Genomic DNA, 6,036 nt, shown 5'->3' on the forward strand with positions numbered 1-6,036 from the left:
AGAGATCATCTGGAGGCGCGTGGCCCGTTAAATTGCACGTTATTCGCGACATTCCCAGCCCCCATTAAAGTAGTAACAGCCGCTTTGCTCGCCATACATGTAGAATTCGCTAGACACAAAGCCGCCAAAGCCATCTGTAACGGTAAATGTTATTGTATTGCTATAGTAAGTCCACGTTTGCAATCCATTAAACGTTATGCCGTAGTTACCCTGGACGCCGTTTATTCCTGAAGTGAGGATCAGCGGACCTCCACTGGCGACTGTGAAAATCAAAGGATCTCCATCGGGGTCCGTGCAGACCATTGAAGCGTCCACGTAGTAGCTTGTATATGGTGTGGTATCAAAGCCGTTCGGCGTACAAACCGGAGGTCTGTTATTCACCTTTACGCGGTTATCGGCTCGGTCGTAGCTATAGGTATTCACCACGCTACTAGGATGCGTAACAGTGACGACGCGCCCTAATTCATCATAACTGTAGGCTGTGGTTTGTGCTTGAGCTGACGCGCTGAACAGTGTCGCCATAGATAGTAAAACAACATTTGAAAATCGGCTCATTGCGTCCCCCACCACCATCCAAGATTCACGGTATCCGGGTTTTGTGACGTTGACAAGGCCCGTTTTCACCCATAGCTTGCGTGTGGGTGCGGCTAATTCGCCGCTAGGATGCTTGGGGGGGCTATGTCAAAAATAGGTTTCAGCCGTCGTGCGGTTCCGGTACTTCTCGCACTCATTTCCGGCGTCAGCGTTATACCGATTCTCATAGCAACCGAGGCGAAAGCACAAGACAACTATATAACGGCCTCGGATGGGTTGGCAGTAAACGGGGAAGGCGTCGGCAAAGTGCTTGCGCCGCCATCAGTATCTTCAGTCGACGAGCATGGCGTTGATCTGGTCTCTGGCAGACTGCTTGTTTCCGAAAATTCAATTGGCATCGGCGGCGGGGGAACTGGCATAGTTCGTAATGGTGCCGGATTTAGTGTCCCCTATACCGATAATTTCAGCGGTTCGATCAACGTGTCTGAATCTGGTACGCGTTTGACAGTTGCTCTTGGCCAAGGTTCAGAAGTCTTCGACTTGTCGAGCGGCGCCTGGGTGCCTGCGAACGGCAGTGGCAACGAACTCGTCTGCGACAGCAGCAGTTGTACCTATAAACTGACGGATGGCACGGTTGCCGTTTTCAACCGAAATGAACTATTTGCTGACTCAAATACTCAGCGAGGAAATGTTGCCAACCATGGCCTACTGAAGTCCATAACCCAGCCAGACGGCGAGGTCTTGACGCTTACCTATCGCGGATACCAGCATCCGACAGAAAACTATGTCGTCAGATCTGTGAAGACCGTTTCAAGCTCACTTGGCTGGGCTGTAAAATATAAGGTTGCCGACGATAATCCGGCCAATTTCAAGCCCGTCAAGGTCGCCGTCTACAACAGTTCTGTCGATTTTTGCGACGTTAATACGGAACTGGATTCATGCGGCACGCTTTCTACACAACGGACCATGACGATTTCCGGCACGACCAATGTCGTCGTAACCGACGCATCCGGGGCGTATGCCACCTATAATTCGGTCCCATTGATCACCTCGATCGTCATGCCATCCGGGCAAACGAAGACGATTGGATATAATTCCAACGGCTGGGTATCGAGCGTCACTATTGGATCGTCGACTTGGACCTATAATTACAGCAAGGTCTATGACGTTCAGACAACTACGCGGACTGATCCGGCGGGCAAGACCCGGGTCGTCGAATATTATGATGGCATCGGGTTCATTAAGTCGATTCAAGACGAGCTTGGTCGCAAGGTCAGTTATCGCGACGACTATAAAGGTCGTGTGGATAAGCTCGTCGATCCTGATGCGACCTACAGCGGTTCCTCGCTTACGGGAGGTTATACGCAATATGGCTATGACGATTTGGTCGGCGGACGTGGCAACGTCATTTCTGTGACGAAAGTGCCGAAAGGCGGTGGCACACCGCTTGTTGTAACGGCAACCTATGCATCGAGCTGTTACGGCAACATTGCCTGTAACAAACCTTTGACGATAACCGATGCGGCAGGGGTGACAACAACCTACACCTATTCGGCAACTCACGGGGGTGTGGAGTCTGTGACGCTACCCGCGATAAGCGGTGTATCGCCGCAAACACGGTACAGCTATTTGCAATTCACCCCTTACATCAAAAACGCTTCCGGCTCGCCTGTCGCCCAACCGCAGGTATGGCGTTTGACTGGTGTGTCAAGCTGCATGACGAATGCGACCTGCACGGGTACGACGGACGAACTCAAAAAGACGATCAGCTATGGTGGGGAGAATGTTTTCGCTACGGCCATCACAGTCAGCCGCGGTGATGGCTCGTTGCCCCAAACCACAGCGATCAGCTATGATGGCTACGGTAACGTTACCAGCGTCGATGGACCTAAATCAGGCTCCGTTGACACCACCTATTTCTTTTATGATGCCATGGGCCGCAATATAGGTGTGATAGGACTTGATCCTGATAATAGTGGATCCCGACCAAGATTGGCGCACCGCACCTATTTCGACACCGACGGTCGCGCCTGGAAAACGGAAGCGGGCACTGTGACGGGCACAAGCTGGGGAAATCTGACCTCCATGTCGGTCGTGCGCGCCGACACAGTCGAGTTTCAGAGCGGAACGGGCTTACCTATCGTTGCCAGAGGATATAACAACGGCACCTTGGATGAGGTGACGCAGATTTCCTACGACAGCCGTCTCCGTGCGGATTGCGTGGCACAGCGTTTGAACCCATCGGCCTTTAGCAGTCTGCCGGGAAATGCGTGTACATTAGGGACCGCAGGCTCCGCCGGTAATGACCGGATCCTTAAATACACCTATGACGATGCTGGTGCGGTTCTCAACACAAAGAGTGCGTGGGGAACGGATCGCGTCAGAACTGACGCTGCCGCGATCTACAATTCGACCAATGGCTTACTCTCGTCTGTATCTGATGGGAAGGGCAATAAGACGTCGTACAGCTATGATAACTTCAATCGCCTGATCAAGACGTGCTATCCGACGGCGGCAAACGGGAGCATCAGTTCAACCACAGACTGCGCACGGACGTTTTTCGGTGGGTCTCGCATCAACTACATCTCGCTGCGCGACGGCAATAATATTTATTTCAGCTACGATGCCATTGGCCGGGTGACTGCGCAGTCTGGTGCCGTGTCAGCCAGTTTCAGTTACAACAATTTTAATCTCGTCACGTCGCACAGCAATAATGGTCAGATATCGACATATAACTATAACTCCCTTGGGTGGTTACTGACCGATACTCAGCCGTTGGGCACGGTGTCGTACGAATATGACGCACATGGTAAGCGGACACGGATGTGGTGGCCTGGAAATGCTTTTTCCGTTACTTACGCCTACTCGGACGGAGATGAGTTAAATGGTATATGGGAGGGCGGAAGCAACCACATCCTCGCTTTCGCCCAAACCAATGTTGGGCAGCCTTGGGTGACCTATCGTCCTAATGGGCAGAATACCTGGTTGGGCTATGATAGCGCTCGTCGCCTTACGTCAATAACGATGCCGGGGAACGCACAGACCTATTCATTCTCGCCAGCGAACCAAATCCTGTCCAAAACCAACACAAATTCTGCGTACCAACCCTCAGCCAGCAATCCAACAATTGCTTATTCTGTTAATGGTTTGAATCAGATATCGCAGATTGATGGTTCGACGCTGAGCTACGATGGCCGCGGCAATCTAATCGGAGATGGAAGCGGAAGTTTCACCTACAACGCCTTCAACCTACTAACGGCAGCGACGCAGTCGGGTGTTACGACAAGTCTGACCTATGACGCGGAGAATCGGTTACACAGCATTTCAAAGGCCGGAGTGGGCACTACAAAGTTTTTGTATGACGGCACCTCTGTAATCGCGGAATATGATGGTAGCAATAATTTGCTTCGCCGTTACGTCCACGGCGGTGGCGTAGATGAACCTTTGGTATGGTACGAAGGTACTAGCAATAACGATCGCCGTTTCCTCCATTCTGATTATTTGGGCTCGATCGTTGCTACAACCAGCGACTCTGGATCTGTACTGAATGTATCGACCTATGACGAGTACGGGCTTAAAATTGACAGCAATGCCAGTTACGCTGGCCGCTTCAGCTATACTGGCCAAGCGTGGTTGCCTGAAATTGGTATGTACTATTATAAAAGCCGGATATACAATCCGATTATAGGTCGGTTTATGCAGTCCGATCCCATCGAGTATGGCGACGGGATGAATATGTATGCCTATGTCGGGAATGACCCTATTAACTTCAGGGACCCTACCGGAACGAATTGTAGTTCCGATACCTATTACACCAGTAGAACTGAAAAATTCATTGGCGATGATGGCGTCGAAGTAATAGTTATTGTTAAAATAAGAAACGTAGTTTGGTCGTGTAGTTTTGGCAAATACTACAACGAATTAATATCAAAAAGCTCCCATGTAGTCGGAAAAGAGTATCTGGCATCAAGAATTGTTAACGGGAAAAAAGTGCCTTGTGGTTTAGTTGACTTGGCCGCAGACGATTTTTCTAGCTTCAGCAAATTTGATGCAAAAGTTGCTGCCGCCTCGGCTGGTTTGACAGGGGCTGTACCGGTAGCCGCGCCTGTTACAGGAAGAGCGGCCGCGGTATTCTCTTTAAGCTCTACAATCGAAGGATTTGTTTCTGACTCAATAAAATTTGTGCGAGGCACTGACAAGGTCGGGTTGCCGATGTCAGGGGTGCAAAAAGTGATGGAAGACTCGCTGGGCGCGGCGTCTGGACTAGGTAGTGGTCCGCTGAAGTCAGCTAGTGCCGTCACGGGTGGTATATTTGCGCTAGTGGAACCCTATCAGAGGACATGTATTCCTGATGGTAAATAATATTATATTCCTCGCTATCTATATCATTGCGTTTTCTTGTTCGATAATTTTCAATTTCGCCGTTGCGAAATTTGGCTTTTTCGATTCTATTAGAAGTATAAATTCCTTGTTCTTTTTTTGCTCTATCCTTGGAGCTCCTATTGTTATGAGAAGCAAATTTTTATATGAGCTATATAAGCAGAAATCAAGCTTGTTTGAGGTTGGTGTTCTTTATTGTTTTGTTTTTTTATCTGTCATATCTGTATTTTATGTATATTTTGATTTTGGCGGCATTAATGACAGGATGTTAGCAGTTGTCGTTTACGCTTTATCGACGGCTGTAGTATGGGCATTACTTGTACTGAAGAATATTAATTTAGATAATAAACGTCAATAAAGGGCCCCTCGAAAAATAGGTCTTCCCTGTTTGGCCCAATGACCCCGTCGTTGCGAAAATGGCCAAGTTGAAGAACAATTAACGAACATTTGCTTTTTTTGCGATGTCGGCGCTATGAGCCTTCGAGTAAGCGTAAGCCCCACCCCGTGTTTTCTGGCGGCCTGAAAAGTTCGAATATGCTGTGTTTTGAGGCACGGGGTATGAACTTCTATGGCTACGCCTATGCATGCGACTAGAAATAGTCAGTTTGTGGAGCTTGTGACAAGCGGGAGGGTCGAGCGGGTGCGCCGCGACTGGCCTGAGGACTTCAAGGCGGAGATGGCGGCGCGTTCGATGATGCCTGGTGTGAACGCGTCGGCCCTGGCCCGGGAGATCGGCATCTCTCCGTCGCAGTTGTTTGGCTGGCGGCGGTACTGCCGTGATCATGGGCTGGTTGAGACGGTTGGCGATGTGTCAGCGCGGCGAGCTGAAGAGAGGGGTTTAATCGAGATTGAGATCAACGGCGTGGTCGTGCGATGTACGGGGTCGGTTGATGAGCGGGCGCTGGCCCGAGTGATCCGAGCGGTACGCGCGGCATGATCCCGGCTGGCGTCAAGGTGTTGCTGTCAGCCCAGCCTATCGACTTCCGAAAAGGTATGGATGGTCTTCTGGGTCTGGTTCGTGATGCAGGTCACGATCCGTTCAACGGGACGGTCTATGTGTTCCGGTCTAAGCGGGCCGACCGGCGTAAGCATACGGCGTGTACCGCAGAAAGTCCGCGCGCT

4 protein-coding genes are annotated in these 6,036 nt (G+C 50.5%); 3 read left to right on the plus strand and 1 reads right to left on the minus strand.

What is annotated here, in order from left to right; genetic code table 11:
- Window positions 1–39 precede the first annotated feature (39 nt).
- Window positions 40–555, minus strand: a complete 516-nt coding sequence (locus ACK8OE_RS20565) for an Ig-like domain-containing protein (RefSeq protein WP_410274184.1) — start codon at window positions 553–555, stop codon at window positions 40–42.
- 123 nt (window positions 556–678) lie between these two features.
- Here ACK8OE_RS20565 and ACK8OE_RS20570 point away from each other — a divergent pair, with 123 nt between their 5' ends.
- The 3 genes from ACK8OE_RS20570 to tnpB all read left to right on the plus strand — a co-directional run.
- Window positions 679–4,896, plus strand: a complete 4,218-nt coding sequence (locus tag ACK8OE_RS20570) for an RHS repeat domain-containing protein (RefSeq protein ID WP_410274185.1) — start codon at window positions 679–681, stop codon at window positions 4,894–4,896.
- Between the two features lie 658 nt (window positions 4,897–5,554).
- The gene (locus ACK8OE_RS20575) at window positions 5,555–5,851 is read left to right on the plus strand and encodes a transposase (protein ID WP_410274186.1); all 297 of its coding nucleotides are present in this window, start codon (window positions 5,555–5,557) and stop codon (window positions 5,849–5,851) included.
- Window positions 5,848–6,036 (plus strand): IS66 family insertion sequence element accessory protein TnpB (tnpB, locus tag ACK8OE_RS20580; protein ID WP_410274187.1); only part of this gene is annotated, 189 nt, incomplete at its 3' end. The genes ACK8OE_RS20575 and tnpB, both read left to right, overlap by 4 nt.

Source organism: Asticcacaulis sp. W401b, from assembly GCF_046503825.1.
Classification (GTDB): domain Bacteria; phylum Pseudomonadota; class Alphaproteobacteria; order Caulobacterales; family Caulobacteraceae; genus Asticcacaulis.

Bases quoted from the DNA above. Each gene is read 5' to 3' on its own strand.
- ACK8OE_RS20565 (WP_410274184.1), bottom strand. From the start codon at position 555: ATGAGCCGATTTTCAAATGTTGTTTTACTATCTATGGCGACACTGTTC.
- ACK8OE_RS20570 (WP_410274185.1), top strand. From the start codon at position 679: ATGTCAAAAATAGGTTTCAGCCGTCGTGCGGTTCCGGTACTTCTCGCA.